Annotated in this window: 15 protein-coding genes; 2 read left to right on the forward strand and 13 right to left on the reverse strand. The window is 31.8% G+C overall.

Annotated features, from left to right (window positions below):
- The 9 genes from K324_RS0106580 to K324_RS0106625 all read right to left on the reverse strand — a co-directional run.
- Positions 1 to 5,082: autotransporter-associated N-terminal domain-containing protein (locus tag K324_RS0106580; RefSeq protein WP_036095274.1), on the reverse strand; the 5,082-nt coding region annotated here is incomplete at its 3' end.
- Positions 5,083 to 5,749: 667 nt separating this feature from the next.
- Entirely contained in the window at positions 5,750 to 7,492 is a 1,743-nt protein-coding gene (locus K324_RS0106585) for an AAA family ATPase (protein WP_026748467.1), read from the reverse strand.
- A gap of 235 nt (positions 7,493 to 7,727) precedes the next feature.
- Positions 7,728 to 8,513 carry an ABC transporter ATP-binding protein gene (locus K324_RS0106590; RefSeq protein WP_026748468.1) on the reverse strand — a complete coding sequence of 262 codons (786 nt, stop codon included), beginning with the start codon at positions 8,511 to 8,513 and terminating at the stop codon, positions 7,728 to 7,730.
- Positions 8,513 to 9,655 carry an ABC transporter permease gene (locus tag K324_RS0106595; RefSeq protein WP_026748469.1) on the reverse strand — a complete coding sequence of 381 codons (1,143 nt, stop codon included), beginning with the start codon at positions 9,653 to 9,655 and terminating at the stop codon, positions 8,513 to 8,515. The genes K324_RS0106590 and K324_RS0106595 overlap by 1 nt, the downstream gene beginning before the upstream one ends.
- 49 nt (positions 9,656 to 9,704) lie before the next feature.
- On the reverse strand, positions 9,705 to 10,682 hold the full coding sequence (locus K324_RS0106600) for an ABC transporter substrate-binding protein (RefSeq protein ID WP_026748470.1): 978 nt from the start codon (positions 10,680 to 10,682) through the stop codon (positions 9,705 to 9,707).
- Between the two features lie 45 nt (positions 10,683 to 10,727).
- A complete protein-coding gene (locus K324_RS0106605; RefSeq protein WP_026748471.1) occupies positions 10,728 to 11,696 on the reverse strand; it encodes an ABC transporter substrate-binding protein in 969 nt (322 codons plus the stop codon).
- Between the two features lie 611 nt (positions 11,697 to 12,307).
- Positions 12,308 to 12,589, reverse strand: a complete 282-nt coding sequence (locus K324_RS0106615; protein ID WP_026748472.1) for an HU family DNA-binding protein — start codon at positions 12,587 to 12,589, stop codon at positions 12,308 to 12,310.
- A gap of 95 nt (positions 12,590 to 12,684) precedes the next feature.
- Positions 12,685 to 15,381, reverse strand: a complete 2,697-nt coding sequence (locus tag K324_RS0106620) for a cation-translocating P-type ATPase (protein WP_026748473.1) — start codon at positions 15,379 to 15,381, stop codon at positions 12,685 to 12,687.
- A gap of 441 nt (positions 15,382 to 15,822) precedes the next feature.
- Positions 15,823 to 16,167 (reverse strand): hypothetical protein, encoded by a 345-nt coding sequence (locus K324_RS0106625; protein ID WP_026746572.1) that lies wholly within the window; start codon positions 16,165 to 16,167, stop codon positions 15,823 to 15,825.
- A 198-nt stretch (positions 16,168 to 16,365) separates the two neighbouring features.
- On the opposite strand from K324_RS0106625, the gene K324_RS0106630 reads away from it, so the two are divergent.
- Both K324_RS0106630 and K324_RS0106635 read left to right on the forward strand, forming a co-directional pair.
- The gene (locus K324_RS0106630; protein WP_026748474.1) at positions 16,366 to 17,070 is read left to right on the forward strand and encodes a response regulator transcription factor; all 705 of its coding nucleotides are present in this window, start codon (positions 16,366 to 16,368) and stop codon (positions 17,068 to 17,070) included.
- Between the two features lie 130 nt (positions 17,071 to 17,200).
- On the forward strand, positions 17,201 to 18,460 hold the full coding sequence (locus tag K324_RS0106635; protein WP_248615369.1) for a sensor histidine kinase: 1,260 nt from the start codon (positions 17,201 to 17,203) through the stop codon (positions 18,458 to 18,460).
- Positions 18,461 to 18,621: 161 nt separating this feature from the next.
- Here the strand turns inward: K324_RS0106635 and K324_RS0106640 are convergent, their stop codons facing one another.
- The 4 genes from K324_RS0106640 to K324_RS0106655 form a co-directional block, all read right to left on the reverse strand.
- A complete protein-coding gene (locus tag K324_RS0106640; RefSeq protein WP_026748476.1) occupies positions 18,622 to 19,149 on the reverse strand; it encodes an OmpA family protein in 528 nt (175 codons plus the stop codon).
- Positions 19,122 to 19,319, reverse strand: a complete 198-nt coding sequence (locus K324_RS0106645) for a hypothetical protein (protein ID WP_026748477.1) — start codon at positions 19,317 to 19,319, stop codon at positions 19,122 to 19,124. The genes K324_RS0106640 and K324_RS0106645 overlap by 28 nt, the downstream gene beginning before the upstream one ends.
- Positions 19,320 to 19,373: 54 nt before the next feature.
- Positions 19,374 to 19,832 carry a hypothetical protein gene (locus K324_RS0106650; RefSeq protein ID WP_248615370.1) on the reverse strand — a complete coding sequence of 153 codons (459 nt, stop codon included), beginning with the start codon at positions 19,830 to 19,832 and terminating at the stop codon, positions 19,374 to 19,376.
- A 105-nt stretch (positions 19,833 to 19,937) separates the two neighbouring features.
- Positions 19,938 to 20,306 (reverse strand): hypothetical protein, encoded by a 369-nt coding sequence (locus K324_RS0106655; protein WP_232056155.1) that lies wholly within the window; start codon positions 20,304 to 20,306, stop codon positions 19,938 to 19,940.
- Position 20,307 lies beyond the last annotated feature (1 nt).

Below are 20,307 nucleotides of genomic sequence, written 5' to 3' on the forward strand. Positions count from 1 at the left end.
CTTGAACTTGAATCTGTTTGTTACAGCTCCTGCATACCATCCGCTTGAATTACCCATCTTGATTTTTTCATCCTCATGAACGTAAGCCACACCGTAGGCGTTACTTGTGTAGTTAATGATTCCTGCAGTATCAGTGTTGTATTCATCTCTCATACCGAACACTTTAATCTTGTTGTTTTGTTTAGATGGATTTCTCCAGTCGTGTTTTAAGTATCTGAACTCTTTGTCCAGCAAGTTTCCAGTTGCATTGATTCTTTGTTGAAGGTTTCCATATTGGTGTCCCATCATTTCGTCTGTTGCCTGATAGAACAGGATTGCTTCATTATTACCAATTCCATTTAATTTTTGAAACAACTTACGTTCTCTTGTATCTAAAGCCTCTACTCCATATCTTTGTTCCAGTCCATCTAGGAAGTTATAAGTATCTGCACTGTTTACTGGTGTACTTTCTCGCCCTGCCCAAGCTGTATACGGTATTTTAACCATATAAATACTTGTCATTGTTCCATCATTCGGATTTAATGTAGGTGTTGCAAGCCAATTCAGCCCTCCAGAATAGATATTCCAATTTGAAACACCACTTGTCTTGATTGCATTATTATACGGCCCTAAAATTCTAGGATCTTTAATTAAAATAGACTTGCTATTTGTCATTTCAGTTGCTTCAGTACCAATAATTAAATCAGCCTCTTGAGTTAAATTTCCTAATCCATTTATTGATTTTGTATAATCTTTTCCTGATGTATTTACATACATTCCAATACTTGATGCTGATACTTCAATAGGATTTTTTGCAAATGTATTTATTACTACAGGTGTCTGTTTTACCCCGTTTATTGTTACTGTCGCAGTCTGTGCTCCTGCAGGTGCGTCAATATTAGCTCCTCCAATTCCTTTACCTGTTGGTGGTGTGGTAAATTTCTGTACAGTATTAGAAGGATTGTTATTTCCATTTACAGTTATATTACCATAGTTTACAACTCTTCCTCCTTTCAAGTACACTCCAACTGAATTTGATCCGTTAATTGTTATTGTTCCTGTGTTGTTAAGTGTTGCTCCTGTTCCAAGGTATACACCAACCACATTTGAGTAACTTCCTGATCCTGTTGAGATATTACCTGTATTTATAGCAGTTGCTCCGTTATCCGCATAAATACCTGTTGTATTATTTCCATTTAATACTATATTACTATTATTGGTTGCTGTACTTCCTGCTCCACTTGCATACATACCTATACTATAATCACCATTTACATTTATTGTTCCATTGTTTATAACATTTCCTGTATCACTGTTCTGGTATCCTGCAGCCATACCTATTCCAAATGCGTTTGTTGCCGCATTTGAACCTCCAATTGTGATTGTACCTGTATTTGTTGCTGTACCACCACCAACTGAATAGATACCAACATTTCCGACACCGTTTCCAAAGTCCATGTTACCTGAGTTTGTTACGGTTCCTGCAGAATAAATACCGTAGTTTCCACTACCTGTTGCACTCAAGTTTGTAGAGTTATTTACTGTTCCTGCAGCATCACTTGAATAAACATAAATATTATTTGTTCCTAATTCTACATTTGCCACTGTTGAATTAACCGTATTACCATTTCCAGCATTTGCTAACGCAACTGATGTATCTCCTAAATTAAATGCAGTACCGCTATTCGTTATAGTTTGTCCACTTCCCACTGTGTATACACCTACTGCTTCAGATGCTCCTGTTGCAATTGTTCCTCCTGTAAGGTTTACATTTCCTCCTTGTGAGTATACACCTACACCTTTGTTTCCTACTGTAACTGTTCCTCCTGTTACATCAGCAGCGTAACCGAACATTCCTATACCATTCTGTCCTACCGTTATATTCCCTGAATTAGATGTAGTGTAGTTTGTAGCCGTGTTTTCACCATACAGTCCTACACTATTATCACCTAAAGAGATGTTTCCTGTATTTCCGAGAACTGCTCCTGCAGTAATTGTTGCAGCTGGTTTGAACAGTACACCCACCGAAGCTGTTCCTGTGCTTGTTATGGTTCCCGCATTTGTTACACCTTGAGTTGTTGAACCTTCAGAGTACATAGCTGTTGACTTGTTGCCCATTGTAATTGTTCCTGTATTTGTAAGGATACTGTCCCCTATTCCGTAAAGTCCTGTTGATGTATCTCCCAATGTAATAGTTCCTGTTGCATTGTTATTAATAACTCCAAATTTTGCATACATACCTGTTGAATTTGCACCACTAAGGTTGATTGCACCATTGTTATTTAACGTAACAGCCGTTCTGTTAGCTGTCAAGTTTTCCTGTGCAATTGCAGTCTGTCCTGCCTGAGTTCCAGTTATAGTATTATTATTGTTATTGTCAATTGATGAATTTGAAATTTCTAACTGGTTGTATGCATCATTTGCATTATCAAGATTAATTGACTGATTCAATTTAAGCAAACTCTTATATAGCATAAATGTCTTATAGTCACTTCCTACTATATTTGCTCCTAAAGAACTTGCTAACCCGCTACCTGCTGTATCAGACAGATTCATTGATACGTCAGAAGCTATGAACAGTCTTGAACCACTTGCCATATTAAGTGTCAACTGTCCTATTGTACCACCAAATGTATTCGCTGACCAGCTTGCTATATCAGAAGATGTAAATGGAGAATATCCACTACCTTGATAATAGAATGCTGTACCTCTTGTATTGGCATCAGTACCTCCTGCTATGTTTGCAGTCGTTGCACCTGTGAAATTAATTCTTCCTGTTCCACCATTGTTATCTGCGTAGAATGCCAATGATTTCTGTTGTGTGTCAATTGTAGTACCATTGAACTTAACTGTACCACCTTGTGCATATGTATTGAATGCACCTCCTGTAGCTTTTATAGTACCACCAGTAATATCAACAGTACCTCCACTTTGTCCCAATGCACCAATTGATGCACTTCCGTCAACAGCTATAGTTCCTCCACCTGTATGAGTTATAGTACCGTTATTCATTGCTGCAAGCCCAACTGCACCATCTGTTGCACTTGAAGCCGTTCCTGTCACATCCACCTTGCCACTATTTGTTATTGTTGAATTATTAGCTATTAATGCTTTAACAGAAGCCCCTGATGCAGAAATCTTTCCTGTACTTGTAGATGTACCTGCACCATTAGCAAAAATACCTGTTGATTTATCAGCTGTTATTGTAATATCTGCTGCGGTTGTTATTGGTTTAACTGTATATATTCCTATGTTATCAGCACCACCTGTGATATTGATTTCATGTTTAGTTCCAGAACCTAGAAGATTAACTGTTCCTTGTTTTACAAACACACCAGTATTGTTTTTTCCTTCTATATTGATAGCATATTCTTTTAATTTAAATGTATTTCCTGATGTACTTTCAAAAAATATACCTGTATTTTTAGTTCCTGATAAATCAATATTCATCACAGAAGCTCTTGTATTTGCAGGTAAATCTGTAACTCTATTATCTCCTAAATCTCTATCAAATGCAACCCCACCTTCTAAATTCATCCATTGCTTAAACACAACTCCTGTAGAAAGTGTTCCAGAAATTTTTAAAGGTTTATTAAATAATATTTCAGCAGAATTATAATCATAACTACCTGGATAATCACTGCCTCCATTTACAATAATTCCATATTGCTTACTTCCAGTCATATTAATTGTACCATCATTTATATAAGAAAAACCAGAGTTTACAGGATTTGTAGGCTGCATAATATATGCTAATATATCACCAGTCCCTCCTAAATTTATAGTACCTGCTCTATTATGAAAATATTGTTGTATTACATTGGAATAATTCCCATGCGTTTCATCAAGTGCAATCCATCCAATATTGTTTGATCCATTTGTTGTTATCTTACCATCATTTACAAAACCTGTGTTTCCATTTGGATGTTGATGATATTGTGAAGTATACAATACCAAATAATTTCCATTTATATTTACATTTGTTCTGTTATTAAGAACCCAAGTTGATTCTCCTCTGTCATTATGACCATCTGTATGAAATAACCATTTTTGATAACCTGAAGTCGACGAACCTGTATAATTTATTGTTACATCTCTAATATTTAATGTGTGTCCTCCTACATTTTTAAAAGCAGCATACTGAGTTTGATTTGTAAAATTAAAATTTTGAATTCCATGTGGCACTTGATTATGACCGGCTCCTACTACTCCAGTCATATCAACTTCCGTTGCTTTTACATCATAACTGTTTCCATTTGCAGTTACATCAATTGTACCACCAGTCATATGTTGCTGAGCAATTGGTGCTACAGATCCTCCAGATTGAATCCATTCTTCATCTCCGTTTCCTGTTGCAGGTGCATTAATTGAAGGAGGATTTACTTCGGGTGCATCTGGTGGAGTAATATTAGGTGTAACCGGCCTAAAGTTAATCGCCTGTGGCAAGTTAGGCTGTGTAGCTGAAAGTGGAGTAACTGTTGGTGCTGTAAACACTCTCGGATTGATTCCTGCACTTACCTCGAATGCTACAATTGGTTCATTTACCGGCAACGTACTTGCTATACCATAACCTGATAATCCTTGTCTATTATTTGATGATGCCAGACGAGGATTTCTATTTCTGCCAAGCAGTGAATAATTTTTACTTTCAGGTGATACATATCTTTCATAGGCATTGGTACTTCTTTCAAATATACCCTCATATGGGTACTTTTCTTCCTTATCCCCTCTACCTTTATAAGTTCCGTTCCAATTATTATTAAAGTAATTTATACCATATTGCCAGCTGCTCCAAGGTGATTTTACAACATGATCACCTTGTTCCATTAATTGTGTCAGTTCCAATGTTGTATTTTTCATTAATTTACTGTTTTCTTTTCTTGCCCTTTTAAAATCAGTACGTATTTGATTTATTGATGTATTTATCTGATTAACTTGATTCTTGATTCCTGAACCTTCATTATCTGCAAATATATTAGCTGATGCAAAAAGCATTCCTGTCATTAAAAACATAATCAATGCAGATTCTGTGTATTTAAAATCTTTTGTTCTTTTCGCAAATGCACGCAATTCTTGCGAAATTTTCTTTAAATTATTTGTCATTAACTCTTTCTCTCCTTTAAAAAATATATTTTATAACTTTTTATAAAAGTATACTCAAACTACTATTCATGATGATTGAAAAGTATCTAAGTCTAAATTTATAATTTTAAGTGAAGGAGATTGAAAAAAAGTATAAAAAATGTGATTTATAGTGATTTCAAGTGATTTTAGCTTTCAAAATATACTTTAATTTCAATTTCCTAGTCAACTTAACATTATATTTTAATTTTAATTCCAAAAATCAGAAATATTTTATCAACCAAAAAAATAAAATATCTCTAAAAAATTTGTTACCTATATATTCTATCAAATTTTTTTAAATTGTCAACTTTTTTTATTTATTGTTAATTATTTCTTTTTTATTATAAAATTAAAATATAATTTATGATATGTAATATAAATTACATATATATCAAAATTTTAATTTTAAAAGTATATTTTTCTAAGTTTAAACAAACTATATTTTTATATTATAAAAAAAATAGCCTATTTTTTATAAGCTATTCTAATTAAGTTATAAATTATTTAAATTTTACTTTTTCGTAATAAAATATGGTTAAAATTAAATTTTCAAAATTCTTGATATTTCCATTTATAGTCTTTTTATTATCTCAATATAAAAATAATTTAATTTTATTTAAATGATAATATCTTTTTCAAAGAAAATTTATCCCTCCTCAACCACAACTTCCACGTCTTTCTTCCTAAATCCCATCCCAATTTTCACAATATTTTCATACCCCTCATGTTTCAGCCCATCAGCATAATTCCTGTCATTTATCTGCTTCAACGCACTTTTAGCTGTCCTCTTCAAGTTCTTGCTATCTTTCGCCTTAGAATGTTTAAATTCAAAAATAAATGCCTTATTTTTCTTATTTCTAGGTTTTAACATCAAATCTGGCAGTCCATCTCCACTTTCACTATTAGATTTAATATAATATTCCTCATACATCACAGCAACTATTCCCATAACAAACAGATGATACGAATTTTCTTCCTTCAAATCCCTAAAACTAACCGAATTTTTTAATAAAATCCTAATTTCATTCCTAAATTTCTCATAATCGCCCTTCATTAAATATTCTCCAAGCAGCGAGAATTTATAATGGCCTCCATAAGTTCTGTACAAAAATCTAATTTTGAAAAAATCAAATATTTCTTCGTTCGGTATTTTCAAATCATAAACATTTTTGGATACTTTTTTATCAATAGTCAAATATCCGCTGTGAAGGAAAAATTGCCAAATGTTCCCTCGTGCAAAATCATTCACATAATATTGATAATTTGGAGAGTCTTCCCTAATCTCAAACCCATAACTATTTCTATTCAAGTTCAAGGCATAATCTATATCCTGAAACGTAACATAGTCATAAATTTCTTTCCTTATACTTTCATGCCCTAGCAATCTTTCAAAATCAAAGATTATATTTTCATCTGAATTTTCAAGATAATTCATAATTTCATCATTACTGGAAGTATTTATCCAATGTTCCTTTAATTCTCTAAATCTTAAAAAATTTACTACTGACCAAGGATTATATATATTCCTGTTTCCAAATAAATATCCATTATACCATTTCTTTACCTCATTTATCTCAAAATCAAGATTATAATACTTTAATGCCTCTTCAACTTCATTTTCCAAAATTCCAAAATACTCGTTATAATCCTGCTCTAGTACAGTATGTACTTCCAAATTATTCAGCCCAGAAAAAATTCCTTCCTTAGCAATTCTCAAAATTCCAGTCATAACTGTAATTTCAACATAATCATTACCTTTCACACTCTTTTCAAAAAACTTTTTAAAGAAATTAATAATTTCATTATAATATCCATTTACATGTGCCTTTATTATCGGTTTATCATATTCATCAATCAACAAAATTACTTTTTTTCCATAATATTCGTATAAATATCTTGATAAATCTAATAATGCTCTCTCATAATCTATTTCTTTTCTTTTTAGCCAAATATTATCAAAATCTATTAAATCACCCTTACTTAATTTATCTCGTAAAAATGTAAATTCATTATAAAGATGTCGTATTTCTCCTTTTAAACCTCTGAACCCATCTTCCCAGTTTGTTTCCTCATAATCCTTAAAACTAATAAAAATAACTGGATTCTGTCCCTGTCTATCAAAATATTTGCTTTTAGAAATATAAAGGTTTTCAAAAAGTTTCCTATTTTCATCTTTATTTTCGATATTAAAAAAATACTTTAACATCGACATATTAAGTGATTTTCCAAATCTACGTGGACGTGTGAACAGCATTCTTGATGCCCCGCTTTTTAAAATCTCCTCAATCAATCCAGTCTTGTCAAAATAGTAATAATCCTTTTGAATCATCGTTTCAAAATTGTCAATTCCAATTGGCAAATTTCTCTTTTCTTTCCCATTTACAATCATTTTCATTCCCCCAATTCATTTCAAAATATTCTCAAGCCTCTATAAAACAAGATTAATCTAAAACTAGATTTTGAACTCAGTTTTAAAATTGCTTTACCATTATTATATTTATTTTATTAAAAATTGTCAAACAATATTTTTTTCTTTTTTATATAAATTCATAAAAAAACATAACCCAGAACTTTTTAATTTTCACCATCCAGTTCTTAGATTATGCTTTTTAAACTATTTAATTTTAAAATATATCTTTATCAGATAATTTTGCATCTTTTGTTTTAAACATTTCAAGCAGTTTTTCCACCGTCAATTTTTTCTTTTCCTCACCTTTTATATCAAAAATTACTTCTCCTGCATGAAGCATAATAAGTCTATTTCCATAAGTTATGGCATCTTGCATATTATGCGTTATCATAAGACTTGTTATATTATTTTTTTCAATAATTTCCTTTGTCTTTTCCAAAATTATTTCTGAAGTTTGAGGGTCAAGCGCCGCTGTATGTTCGTCTAATAATAATATGTCTGGACGGTTCAAAGTTGCCATTATTAGTGATAAACATTGTCTTTGTCCACCAGATAGAAGCCCTACTTGTGTAAACAGCTGATTTTCCAGCCCAAGTCCCAGACTTGCCAATTGCTTTTTATAAAATTCGATATTTTTTACATCTAATCCAAAAGTAAAGTTAAAATGCTTTCCTTTATTTTTAGCCATTGACAAATTTTCTAGTACTGTCATTGATGGAGCTGTTCCCATTGTTGGATTTTGGTAAACTTGTGAAATCCATTTTGCTCTTTTGTGCTGTTCCACATTGGTTATATTATTCCCATTCAAAATAACATTCCCGCCATCTGGAATAATCTGTCCATTCAATACATTCAAAAGTGTAGACTTCCCAGCACCATTACTTCCAATAATCGTTATAAAATCCCCATCATTTATCGTAAAATTCAAACCTTTAAATACTTGTTTTTCTGTTCCCAGTTCAGAGAAGAAAGTTTTGTATAAATTTTTTATTTCTATCATTATGCTTCTCCCTTCTCGATTAACTTCACTTTTTTCTTACCTTTTTTAGTTTTCTGAATCAACTCATTCCATAAAATTACTGCAAGAATTATCGCTGTTATAACTTTTACATCTGTTGGCTTAACTTCCAGTATCTTTATAATATTATCATTGAAATGAAGCCCTTCGTACATATTTCTTGTCCAGCTGTTTGACATCAATGCCAGATTTATTATGAAATAATACATTAAAGATCCGATTGTAACAATGGAAATTTCATTTATTACTTGAGATTTTTTCAATACTCCAAGCCCTAAAATAATTGCCGCAAGTCCAATGACGATTGTTCCTACTCCAGACTGCAAATCTGCAACTTTAATATTTTGTGCAAATAATGCCCCTGATAATGCCACAACCCCATTTGCAAGCATTAATCCAAATATCTTTAGTCTTTTCTCATTTACTCCAAGACTTACCACAAGCTGCTCATTGTTTCCCAATGCTCTTAATGCAAATCCAAATTTTGATGTCAAAATATAATCAACAACCATTTTTATAATAAATGCAATAAGTATTGTAAGCATAAGTTTTACATCTTTTGTATTCGCTACATAAATTATCAGTCCAATTACAAAAGCAGTATAAACAGCAAGACTTCTAATCATATATTTATTTTCTTTAATTTTATAGTCATAAAGTCCTTTTAATACAAGTAAAATTACAAATATAATTACAAAAGGGATAAAATTCTTTTCATAAGAAATTATTTCATAAATACTTCTCTCCGGCGAGATAAACACATTGGGCATTCCGACAATTCTGGAATTTATACTATAAAGCCCTGTCATTACCAGGATTCCTGAAAGCAATCCGTTAATTTTTAAATAAACGTGCAAAGCTCCCGTCACATATCCCGCAATCATTCCACATATAACTGCTAAAATTAGTCCCATAATTGGACTTGTTATTCCAAAAAAACCATTTTTAGAAAGTGCAAATGCCGCAAATACAAATCCTCCAAGTGGAAACGTTCCATCCACCGACATATCAGGAAAATCCAGTATTTTATAAGTCAAATACACTCCCATAACCATTATTGAATATATAAACCCCGTTTTAAAAGCCTCTGGAAGACTTTGTAAAAATACTAATAATTCATTCATTTAACTTTTTTCTCTCTTTCTTTTCTGTTCTCTCCAATTAATTTATTATTTATTTTCCTACAAATTCAGCCCCATTAAACATAGGATTTTTTACATCCAGCCCTAATGCCTGTGCTGTCTTCTGGTTTACGTACAGTTTCATCTGTTTTGAAGTTTCAAAAGGAATTTGAGAAACAGGTTTTCCTTTAAGGATTTCAATTGCCATTTCTCCAGTACGTTTTCCTAATACATAATAATCCAGTCCCATTGTAAATAATGCTCCCAGTTCTACAGAAGAGTTTTCACTTGCAATTACAGGCTTTTTAGCCGCAATCGCTTCCGAAGTGATAAGGTTTGCTCCTGACACAACAAGATTATCTGTTGGTAAGTATAATGCGTCAGTTGCTCCCAATAAATTTTTAGTAGCCTGTGCCAGTTCACCAAAGTTGCTTATTCCTTGTAACACAACCTCTATATTTTTTTCCTTGGCAATTTTTTGAATTTCCTGAACCTGAACAGCCGAATTTTGCTCCGACGGATTATACAAAACTCCAACTTTTTTCACATTAGGTTTTATTTTCAAAAGTAAATCCAGTTGTCCTGCAATATTTTCAACTTTATCACTTGTCCCTGTTACATTTGGATTCAAAAGTTTTGCACTTGCAGGATCAGTTACTGCTGAAAACAGTACTGGTATATCTGAAATATTGTTTACCAATGCTTGTGCAGACGGTGTTGCAATACCAAATACCAAATCTTTTTTATCCGCTTTATAATTTGAAGCAATAAGATTTGCATTTGTTACTTCCCCATTTGCATTCTTTTCATCAAAGTCTGCATTTATTCCAGCTTCCTTAAAGGCATCTTCAAATCCTTTTTTTGCCAAGTTAAGTGACGGATGTTCCATGAACTGTGTTACGCCAATTTTATAAACCTGTTTATTATCAGCTGGCTGTGAACCATTTTTCCCACTGACAGTATCACTATTTTTATTTCCACAAGCCAATACCATTAATAAACTTACAACTACTAATAATATTTTTTTCATTTCTCTTCCTTTCCCATTATTTTACTAAATCTTTTTATCAAAATTTTATTGAATAATCTGTGCTTTGGATTTTATATCCTCAGGTAATGAAATTCCAAGTGCCGCAAGTGTCTTTCTATTTACTACAATTTCATTTAAAGGCATTGTCTTAAATTGGATTTCACTAGGCTTTTTACCGTTCTTCAAAATTTCAATTGCCATTTTACCAGCTTCTTTCCCTATTTCATAATAACTTACACCTTGTGTGATCAAAGCTCCGCCTTTTACATGAGCCGCTTCTGCACCAAATACTATTTTTTTAGCCGCTGTTGCCTTATCTGTAATCAAGCTCACAACTGATGCCACAAGATTATCTGTCGGCAAGTAAATCGCATCTGTTTCCCTTACCAAGTTATCTGCTGTCTGAGGTATTTCATTCGCCTGAACAATACTTTTCTCAACAATATTTATTTCTAATTCCTTTGCCGCTTTTTTCAAATCTTCCACTTGAACCTTTGAATTTTGCTCTGATGAATTATAAATCACTCCAACTGTTTTTATATTAGGACTTAATTTCTTTAACAATTCCAATTGCTGTTTTACATCCATTCTATCACTTACACCAGTCACATTATCCTTCAAAATTCCAGCCGACTGTGGATCTGTAATTGCCGAAAACACAACAGGTATGTCATTTGTCGCCTGTGCCGCTGGTTGAGCTGCATTTGTCGCAATCGCAAATATCAAGTCCTCTTTTGAACTGACAAAGTTATTGGCAATCAAATTTGCATTAGCCGTTTCCCCGTTTGCATTTTTCTCATCAAAATTAGCCTCAATCCCTGCTTCCTTAAAAGCCGCCTTAAATCCTTCTCTTGCACTGTCAAGTGCTGGATGTGATGCAATCTGTGTAATTCCAATTCTATACTTCTTAGAGCCTGTCCCGGCTCCACCGCTACCTTTGTTCTCACTACCTGAATTCCCACAACTTAAAACCATAAGTGTCAACGCACTAATTAAAATCAATAATTTTCTCATCAATTTTTCCTCTCTTTCCTACTATCCTACAAATTTTCTCAAAACATCCAAAATAATTTCTTAAAATCCATTCCAAAGTTTTGAGTTAATAAAATATTATCCTCTCAACTAATTTTAGATAATATTTTTTCCTACTATGAAATAATAACATTTTTTTCTCTTTAAAGCAATATTATTATTTCCTTTTAATAACTTTTTTGATTTATTTTTTCATTTTTAAATTAAATAAAATCTTCTTTAATTTTTATTTTATTTGATTAATAAATATTTTTTCTTGATTTTATTTTTTGTTTTAGTTAAATTAATTGTTTTAATTAAACTAAAAATGTCGTAATTTTTTGGAAATAAAAATTTCTGTTTGAGCAAAGCGAGTTTAATTTTTATTTTCAAAAAATTCTTAGACAAGCCGGGATTGCAAAGGGGATGGCGACTGTTCCCCTTTGCTTTAAAACAAAGAAAAACTAAAAAATTATGAAAAACATTTTTTTATCATTAAAACTTAAAATCATAATAAATGTTTATCTAAATAATTAAAAATAAAATAAAAAACTATCTTGAAAAAATAAATAATCTTCAAGATAGCCTTAATTTATAAAAAATAAAATATTTTATTATTTAGCGTCAGCAACTTTATCAGCTAATTTTTTCCCAACTTTGAATTTTACTACTTTTTTAGCATCTATTTTGATTGGTTTACCAGTTGATGGGTTTCTTCCTTCTCTAGCTGCTCTTTCTTTTACTTCAAAAGTTCCCCAACCTACAAATTGGATACTTTCACCTTTTACTAAAAATTCTTCTGCTGTTCCTAAAAAAATGTTTACTAATTCCTCAGCTCTTTTTTTAGTTTCTCCAGTTGCTTTTGCATAAGCATCTACAAATTCTTTTTTTGACATTATATCTCCTCCAAACTTTTTTGTTACATCATTTACTATATGTTACCACATTTTCAGCATTTGTCAAGACTTCTTAAAAATTAAAAGCTGAATTTTTATTTTATTTTCTTTCTTGAAATCAATTTTATAACCTCATTTACAGCAAATGGTATCAATGTAAACATCAATACTATATCCCAATTTCCAAATGAAATATTGGTTACTTTAAATATTTGGGCAATTGGTGCAAATGAAGTCAGTCCTATCTGTAAAACGATTCCAATAATTATTGAGCCAATTAAATATTTATTTTTGAAAATTCCAATTTCAAATATTGTTTTTTGGCTGTTTCTCATTGTTAATGAATAAAATAACTGTGATACTGTAAGTACGATAAATGCCATTGTTCTACCTTGTGTCAAGGCGTGTTTTGCAGCTACATTTCCAGCTTTTGCCAGTGCTTCCAGTTGTCCCAGGTTTCCAATCATTCCAGTTTCACTAATTCCAAGATAAAATGCCACCAATGTTAAAAGTCCGATTAATGTTCCACCAATTACTGCTCTCACTCCTGCACCTTCCGAAAAGAAACTTTCCTTAGGATTTCTTGGTGAACGTTTCATTACATCCTTGTCCCCTGGATCGATTCCAAGTGCTAACGCTGGTAAAGTATCAGTAACCAAGTTTACCCATAATAATTGTGTTGCAACTAACGGCAAGTCCCAATTTAACAATGTCGATAGGAAAATACAGATTATTTCTCCCAAGTTACACGAAAGCAGGAATATAATAGTTTTTTTAATATTATTGTAAATATTTCTTCCTTCTTCAATAGCATGAACAATCGTAGTAAAGTTGTCATCAGTCAAAATCATGTCACTTGCACCTTTGGAAACATCAGTTCCTGTAATTCCCATAGCAACACCAATATCAGCAAATTTAAGCGATGGTGCGTCATTTACTCCATCCCCTGTCATTGAAACGATATTACCTTTTTGTTTAAAAGCCCTTACAATTTTTACTTTATGTTCAGGTGAAACCCTTGCAAAAACTTTATATTTTCCAATATTTTCAGAAAATTCCTTATCTGAAAGCTCATCAATTTCAGCACCAGTCAAACTTTGACTTATATCTGTCGCAATTCCCAGTTCTTTTGCAATGGCAACTGCCGTATTCTTGTGATCTCCTGTAATCATAATCGGAGTAATTCCAGCATTTTTCGCCTCCGTTATCGAATCTTTAACTTCTGTTCTCGGCGGATCAATCATCCCGACAATTCCCACTACAACTAGCTCTTTTTCCATCTCTTCAGGATCAATCACAGTATCTACATCTTTAAATGCCACTCCAAGCACACGAAGGGCATCATCTGACATTTCTGTCGCAGCTTTTAATATTTTTTCCTTCATTTCTTCTGTCAATGCGACGATTTTTCCATCTAACAAAATTTTATCCGCTCTTAGCAGAATATTGTCAATAGCACCTTTTGTATGGACTCTGTATTTCCCGTCTGTTTCTTCGTTTAGAGTTGACATTAATTTTCTGTCTGAATCAAATGGATTTTCACTAACTCTTTTGTACTTGGTATTCAAAGTATTTTTCTCAAGATTAAATCTATCTCCCAATACAACTAATGCAACTTCTGTCGGATCCCCAATATCCTGTCCGCTATCAATAGAAGCATCTGAACAAAGCACAAACGAACGAATTAACTCTGTTTCATCCTTATTTGCCACAAAGTCTCTTCCTTTTGACGGTACTTCACGTAAATTATCAAGCGTATAAGTTTTTACAACTGTCATTTTATTTTGCGTCAATGTTCCTGTCTTATCCGAACAAATTATATTTACTGCCCCCAATGTTTCAACCGCAGGCAATTTTCTTACAATCGCATTTTTCTTTGACATTTTATTGACACCCATTGCAAGCACAATCGCAACAATTGCCACAAGCCCCTCAGGAATCGCTGCAACTGCCAGACTTATTGATGTCATAAACATACCTAGAACAGGACGTTTTTGAATAATTCCAACAACAAATATCACAGCACAGATTCCCATTGCAATATAACCAAGTATTTTTCCAAGTTCATCCAGCTTTATTTGAAGCGGAGTCAATGTATTTTCATCTTCATCAAGTATTTTTGCAATCTTACCAATTTCAGTTTCCATCCCTGTTGCAACTACGACACCTTCACCACGTCCATAAGTCGCCATAGTTGACATAAATGCCATATTCTCCTTATCTCCAACAGGAATTTTTTCATCCTTTGTAATAAAATCAGCATTTTTCTCACTTGGTACAGATTCTCCTGTAAGTGCCGATTCTTCAATTTGTAAATTTGCACTCTCTATAAGCCTTACATCCGCTGGAATAAATCTTCCTGCATCAATTACCAGAATATCTCCTGGAACCAAATCTTCCGAATTAACCTCTATAACTTCTCCATTTCTACGAACCAGGCTCTTAGGAGTTGTCATCTGCTGCAATGCCTCGAGTGCCTTTTCAGCCTTAGATTCCTGAACTACACCAACTACCGCATTTATAAGCACCACAGCCATTATAATCAGAGCATCCGTCCATCCGTGACGAATATCCACAATAAGATTTATCACAGCAGCCGCAATTAACACATAAATTAGTATATCCTGAAGCTGTGCAATGAACAATTGCAATAACGTTTTCTTAGCCTTCCCCTTCAATTTATTCTGTCCATATTTTTCAAGCCTATTATTCACTTCATCAGTCGTCAACCCAACCTTAGGATCCACATTCAGCTCTTTTAAAACATCATTTTGTGATTTTGTAAACCACATAATTTTTACACCTCTTTCTGTAATTTTATTTACTTTTTTTATTTAAATTTCAAATAAATTTTTTTGTATATTTTTTATTCTGCTTAAAATAGAATTTTGTATAAATTAACTACATTCAATATCAAATTCCTTCATTTTCAAAAAAATATTTCCTATATTATACACTAAAATTAATTTTATTTCACTATAATTCTAAAGTTTTTTCACTTTTTTTATATAACTTGAATTTATTAATTACAATAAAATTAAACTTGAACGTCACAGTTACAAATATGTGAAAAATTCTTCAAAATTATTCAATTTTATCAATTCAGTATAAAAAATTCAAATGTATTTAATAACTTATACATATATTAAAATAAAATTTTTAATAAAAAAACAAAAAAATAGCCCTGAAAAACAGAGCCATTTCTATAATTTCTATTTTTTATAACAATTCCTTTAATGTTTTGCCACATAGGCAATAGTGTAAATTATTCCTATAACTATCATTACTGCAACAACAAGCATAAAAAATCCACTTATTATTATTGAGCAAATATTCATAAAATTACGATTTTTTTGATTTTTGATACATAAAACAGATAATACAAAAGAACATAGAATACACAAGGCATTTACTGCACCAAACATATGTGATATTACATAATTTACCTTGAATATTGACATAATTTGACTTAAAATAGGTATTAAGCTCATAATTAATGCTGTTCTACTAGCAATCAAATGTTGTTTCTTATCTGCAAAAATATCATTGCTTAATTTTTTTATTAGTTCCATTTTCATAAAAATCTTCCTCTCATCCATTAAATTTAATTTTATATTTTCTTCCTTTCCTACAGTTATATATTACCACATCAACCTTACAGCAACATTCTCTTTACTTTACATTTACCTTACTTTTTTGAAAAACAAAAAACTGAGATCAATTTATATGGTATAATAAATTATATAATTTTAAGTATCAACGGAAGGAGAGTTGAAATGATTGAAAAATATTTGACAAATAAATGTATTTTAATTGTTGATGATGAACAGGAAATTTTGGATATGATTGTATCAATTTTTGCTGATTATGGGTATAAAAATATACAGACTGCAAAAAATGTGAAAGATACTATGAAACGTGTTGCAGAAAAACAGCCTGATTTAGCGATACTGGATGTTATGCTTCCAGACGGGAACGGTTTTGACTTACTGGAAAAGTTGAGAAAAGATAGTAATTATCCAATATTATTTCTTACAGCACGTGGAGAGGATGAGGATAAATTTAAGGGCTTTGGATTGGGGGCGGACGACTATATTGTGAAACCTTTTTTACCAAAAGAGCTTTTATTTAGAATTACTGCTATTTTACGGCGAACTTACAAAGAAGAAAGTCCGATTGTAAATTTGAGCGGTTGTCAAATTGACTTTTCCTGTGGAGAAATTATAAAAGATAATAAAAATATATCATTAACTGCAAAGGAATATGAATTATTACAAACTCTTTACCGAAACGCTGGACGTATCGTAACCATTGATACACTGTGTGAAGCTGTATGGGGTGAAAACGCCTATGTTTATACAAATTCTCTGATGACACACATAAGACGCATTAGAGAAAAAATTGAAATCAACCCTTCCCATCCGGTATCACTAATAACAATGAAAGGGTTAGGTTATAAACTAATTGTGGAGGAAAAATAATATGAAAAGCATACTAAAACTCATACGCCGTTTTATAATAACATTAATATTAAGTTTTATTTTACTTCTATTCTTAAATATTTTTCTATACGGACTATGGATTGTTAAATATGTGTCAAAGGAGCCTCCTATGAACTATACTTTTAAAGTAGCAACTATGTTAAAATTTGAAAATGGCAAATACACTTTGCCTGACAAAATAACTGCTGACTTAAAAAAACAAAATATATGGGCAATCTTAATTGACAATGATTCAAAAAAAGTTATATGGCAAACTGACAATTTACCTGATGATATTCCAAAAGAATACTCTATATCTGATATTGCCATATTTTCACATGCCTATATAAAAAATTATCCTGTTTTCACCTCTAAAGTTGAAAATAATTTACTTGTACTGGGCTATCCTAAAAACAGTTATTGGAAATACCCAATAGCCAGCTGGAAATATGGAATCATTAAAAATATTCCAAAATTTTTACTTGTACTTCTGTGTCTAAACATAATTTTCATATTTTTAATATATTTTATTTCCAACTCTAAACTTTTAAGTTCTGTAAATCCAATAATAAAAGGTATACAAAATTTACCTAAAGATATGCCTGTATATGTTAAAGAAAAAGGGGTTTTGTCAGAACTCGCAAAAAGTATAAATAAAACTTCTGAAATCTTGCAAAATCAAAGAGAACAACTGCGAAATAAAGATACCGCAAGAGCCAACTGGATTGCAGGAGTTTCCCACGATATTCGCACCCCTTTATCAATGATAACGGGATACACAAGTCAGTTAAAGGCATCTTCAAATTTATCAGATGACACAAATAAAAAACTTTCTGTAATTTTAAAACAGAGTGAACGCATAAAAAACTTAATAAACGATTTAAACCTTGCTTCCAAACTGGAATACAATATGCAACCTTTTGAACAAAAAAGAGAAAATGTGATAGCACTCGTTAGACAAGTTCTCGTTGATTTTTTGAATATGGATATTGATGAAAAATTTCCAATAGAATGGAAAACTGACAGCGAATTTACATCCTGTTTTGTCAATGTTGACAGCAACTTAATAAAGCGTGCCTTGTCGAATCTAATTCAAAACTGTATCAATCATAACGAAAACGGATGTACAATCTATGTTTCAATAAAAGAAGATAAAGATAACTGTGTAATCTGTGTTGAAGATAACGGAGCAGGAGTTTCTGATGAACAACTGAAAAAACTCAATAATACTCCACATTATATGGTTTGTAATACAGATATTACTGAACAGCGACATGGATTAGGACTTCTCATTGTAAAACAAATTATTGATGTCCATAGTGGTAAAATTATAGTAAAACACAGTCAATACGGAGGTTTTAAAGTCATTTTACACATTCCAAAATTATAATAAACCTTTACGGATTTGTGGTAATGAGCAATCCTGCGAAAAAAAACATAATAAAAATAGTAATAACCGTTGTTAAACAAACTAAAAAAATTGTCTAATTGTTTCAATAAAGAAATAACTAGACAATTTATAAAAATATTTTTATTAATTAATGATTATTACTATTTTGTAGCTTTGAATTCGATTCTTCTGTTTTCAAATCTTCCTTGTTCAGTATCATTTGGAGCGATCGGTTCAGATTCTCCTCTTGATTCTACACCTATGATTCTTGCAGGATCTAATCCAAATTCTATCAATTTATCTCTAACTGCTACTGCCCTTCTCATACCTAAAGCCATATTATAAGCATCAGAACCTTTAGAATCTGTATGTCCTATAATTGTTAATTTGAAGTCATGTTGTTCAGCATAATCTTTAACGTTTCTCAATAATTCAAAGTATTGAGGTTTAACTACTGATTTATCAAAATCAAAGTTTAATCTTCCAGAATCGAATGCCCAAACTTGTGGTTCTGGAGCTGGTTCTGGTTCCGGTGCTGGAATTGGTTCTGGAGCTGGCTCTTCTAACTCAAGAGCGTTAATTCTAATTGTATTTTCTCTCATTTGAGTAGTTGTCAGCCTTCTTGCCATTAGTGGTGAAGCAACTAACAACCCTAGTGCAATTATTGTTGTTGTTGTTCGTCTAACCATGTTTCAGCCTCTCTTTCTAACGATCTATATTTTTGGCTACCTGGATTTGGTTTGTTTTCTTTTAAATAATCTTCTATATGGTTCAATCTAGTTGTGTTATAATCTACCAATTTTGCGTTTGTACAAGACAAAGCTCCTAATCCTACGAATAATAATGCTAACTTTTTCATATTTTTCATTTCCTTTCTAAACATCCAATTTTATTTTTTTCTCTCTCTTTACTCTTAGTTCATTCTATTTTGAATAGTATCTAATCTTTGTTCCATTTGATCTAACATTTCGTTTGTTTTATGGAATTTTTCAATGTTACTGTTGATTTGATCCACTCTTTTTCTAATTCTTTGAATTTCTACGTCCATCATTTTACTTTCAGACATATTTTTTCTTTGAGCTCTTAAATCTCTTGTTCTTGTTTTTCTTTGTTGAGCCGCTTCTTTTGCTTTTTCCGCTCTTTCTTTAGCTTGTGCCCTAGCAGCTTCTATTTTTTGACGTGCCTCTTGACTTACACCTGTAGGTTCAGCTACTTCTTCAACTGGAACTACCACTTCTTCTTCTACAACACCTTTTGCTGCTTCTTTAGCTTGTTGGGCTTGTCTTTGCTTAGCTACTTTAACTAATCTTTGCACAGCGGCATCAGTATTTGTTGGAGCTGAAAATGATACTTGACTCATCGCTAACACCATTACAGCTACTAATCCTAATATTTTTTTCATTGATTTTCCTTTCTTGAATAATATTTTATAAAAAATATCGTCCTTCAAAATAACTAAATTTTTAATTCTTTATTTTTATTTAGTTGTTCTTCTAGATTTTTTTGGAGCGTTTTTAACGCCATCTCTTCCAAGAACGCTGTCAAATTCTCCTAATTCTTTTTCTTCTCTTTGTACACTTCTTACTACTCTTTCATAGAAGTCTACTCTGTCTGCTGCTTTAGCTGCGTTGTATTCTAATTTTTCAATTGGAGATTTTCTTTTAACTACTTCTTTTTCTTCAATAACACCATCTTCATCAATTGTAACTAATTTTTCAGTTGTCATTTTTGGTTCTTTAGGTGTTTTTAAACTTTTGTAGTAATCATCTCTGGCTTGTTTTAATATTTCTTGTGGAGAAGCTGCCATCATAGGCACAGATAATACTGCTACTATCCCACATAACAAT

It is taken from the genome of Leptotrichia trevisanii DSM 22070 (genome assembly GCF_000482505.1).
Lineage (GTDB): Bacteria > Fusobacteriota > Fusobacteriia > Fusobacteriales > Leptotrichiaceae > Leptotrichia > Leptotrichia trevisanii.

Excerpts from the sequence above, each read along its gene's own strand:
- K324_RS0106615 (WP_026748472.1), bottom strand. The coding sequence starts at position 12,589 with ATGTCAAAAAAAGAATTTGTAGATGCTTATGCAAAAGCAACTGGAGAA.
- K324_RS0106630 (WP_026748474.1), top strand. The coding sequence starts at position 16,366 with ATGATTGAAAAATATTTGACAAATAAATGTATTTTAATTGTTGATGAT.
- K324_RS0106590 (WP_026748468.1), bottom strand. The coding sequence starts at position 8,513 with ATGATAGAAATAAAAAATTTATACAAAACTTTCTTCTCTGAACTGGGA.
- K324_RS0106635 (WP_248615369.1), top strand. The coding sequence starts at position 17,201 with ATGAACTATACTTTTAAAGTAGCAACTATGTTAAAATTTGAAAATGGC.
- K324_RS0106595 (WP_026748469.1), bottom strand. The coding sequence starts at position 9,655 with ATGAATGAATTATTAGTATTTTTACAAAGTCTTCCAGAGGCTTTTAAA.
- K324_RS0106600 (WP_026748470.1), bottom strand. The coding sequence starts at position 10,682 with ATGAAAAAAATATTATTAGTAGTTGTAAGTTTATTAATGGTATTGGCT.
- K324_RS0106640 (WP_026748476.1), bottom strand. The coding sequence starts at position 19,149 with ATGGTTAGACGAACAACAACAACAATAATTGCACTAGGGTTGTTAGTT.
- K324_RS0106605 (WP_026748471.1), bottom strand. The coding sequence starts at position 11,696 with ATGAGAAAATTATTGATTTTAATTAGTGCGTTGACACTTATGGTTTTA.
- K324_RS0106585 (WP_026748467.1), bottom strand. The coding sequence starts at position 7,492 with ATGATTGTAAATGGGAAAGAAAAGAGAAATTTGCCAATTGGAATTGAC.
- K324_RS0106645 (WP_026748477.1), bottom strand. The coding sequence starts at position 19,319 with ATGAAAAAGTTAGCATTATTATTCGTAGGATTAGGAGCTTTGTCTTGT.
- K324_RS0106620 (WP_026748473.1), bottom strand. The coding sequence starts at position 15,381 with ATGTGGTTTACAAAATCACAAAATGATGTTTTAAAAGAGCTGAATGTG.
- K324_RS0106625 (WP_026746572.1), bottom strand. The coding sequence starts at position 16,167 with ATGAAAATGGAACTAATAAAAAAATTAAGCAATGATATTTTTGCAGAT.
- K324_RS0106650 (WP_248615370.1), bottom strand. The coding sequence starts at position 19,832 with ATGGTGTTAGCGATGAGTCAAGTATCATTTTCAGCTCCAACAAATACT.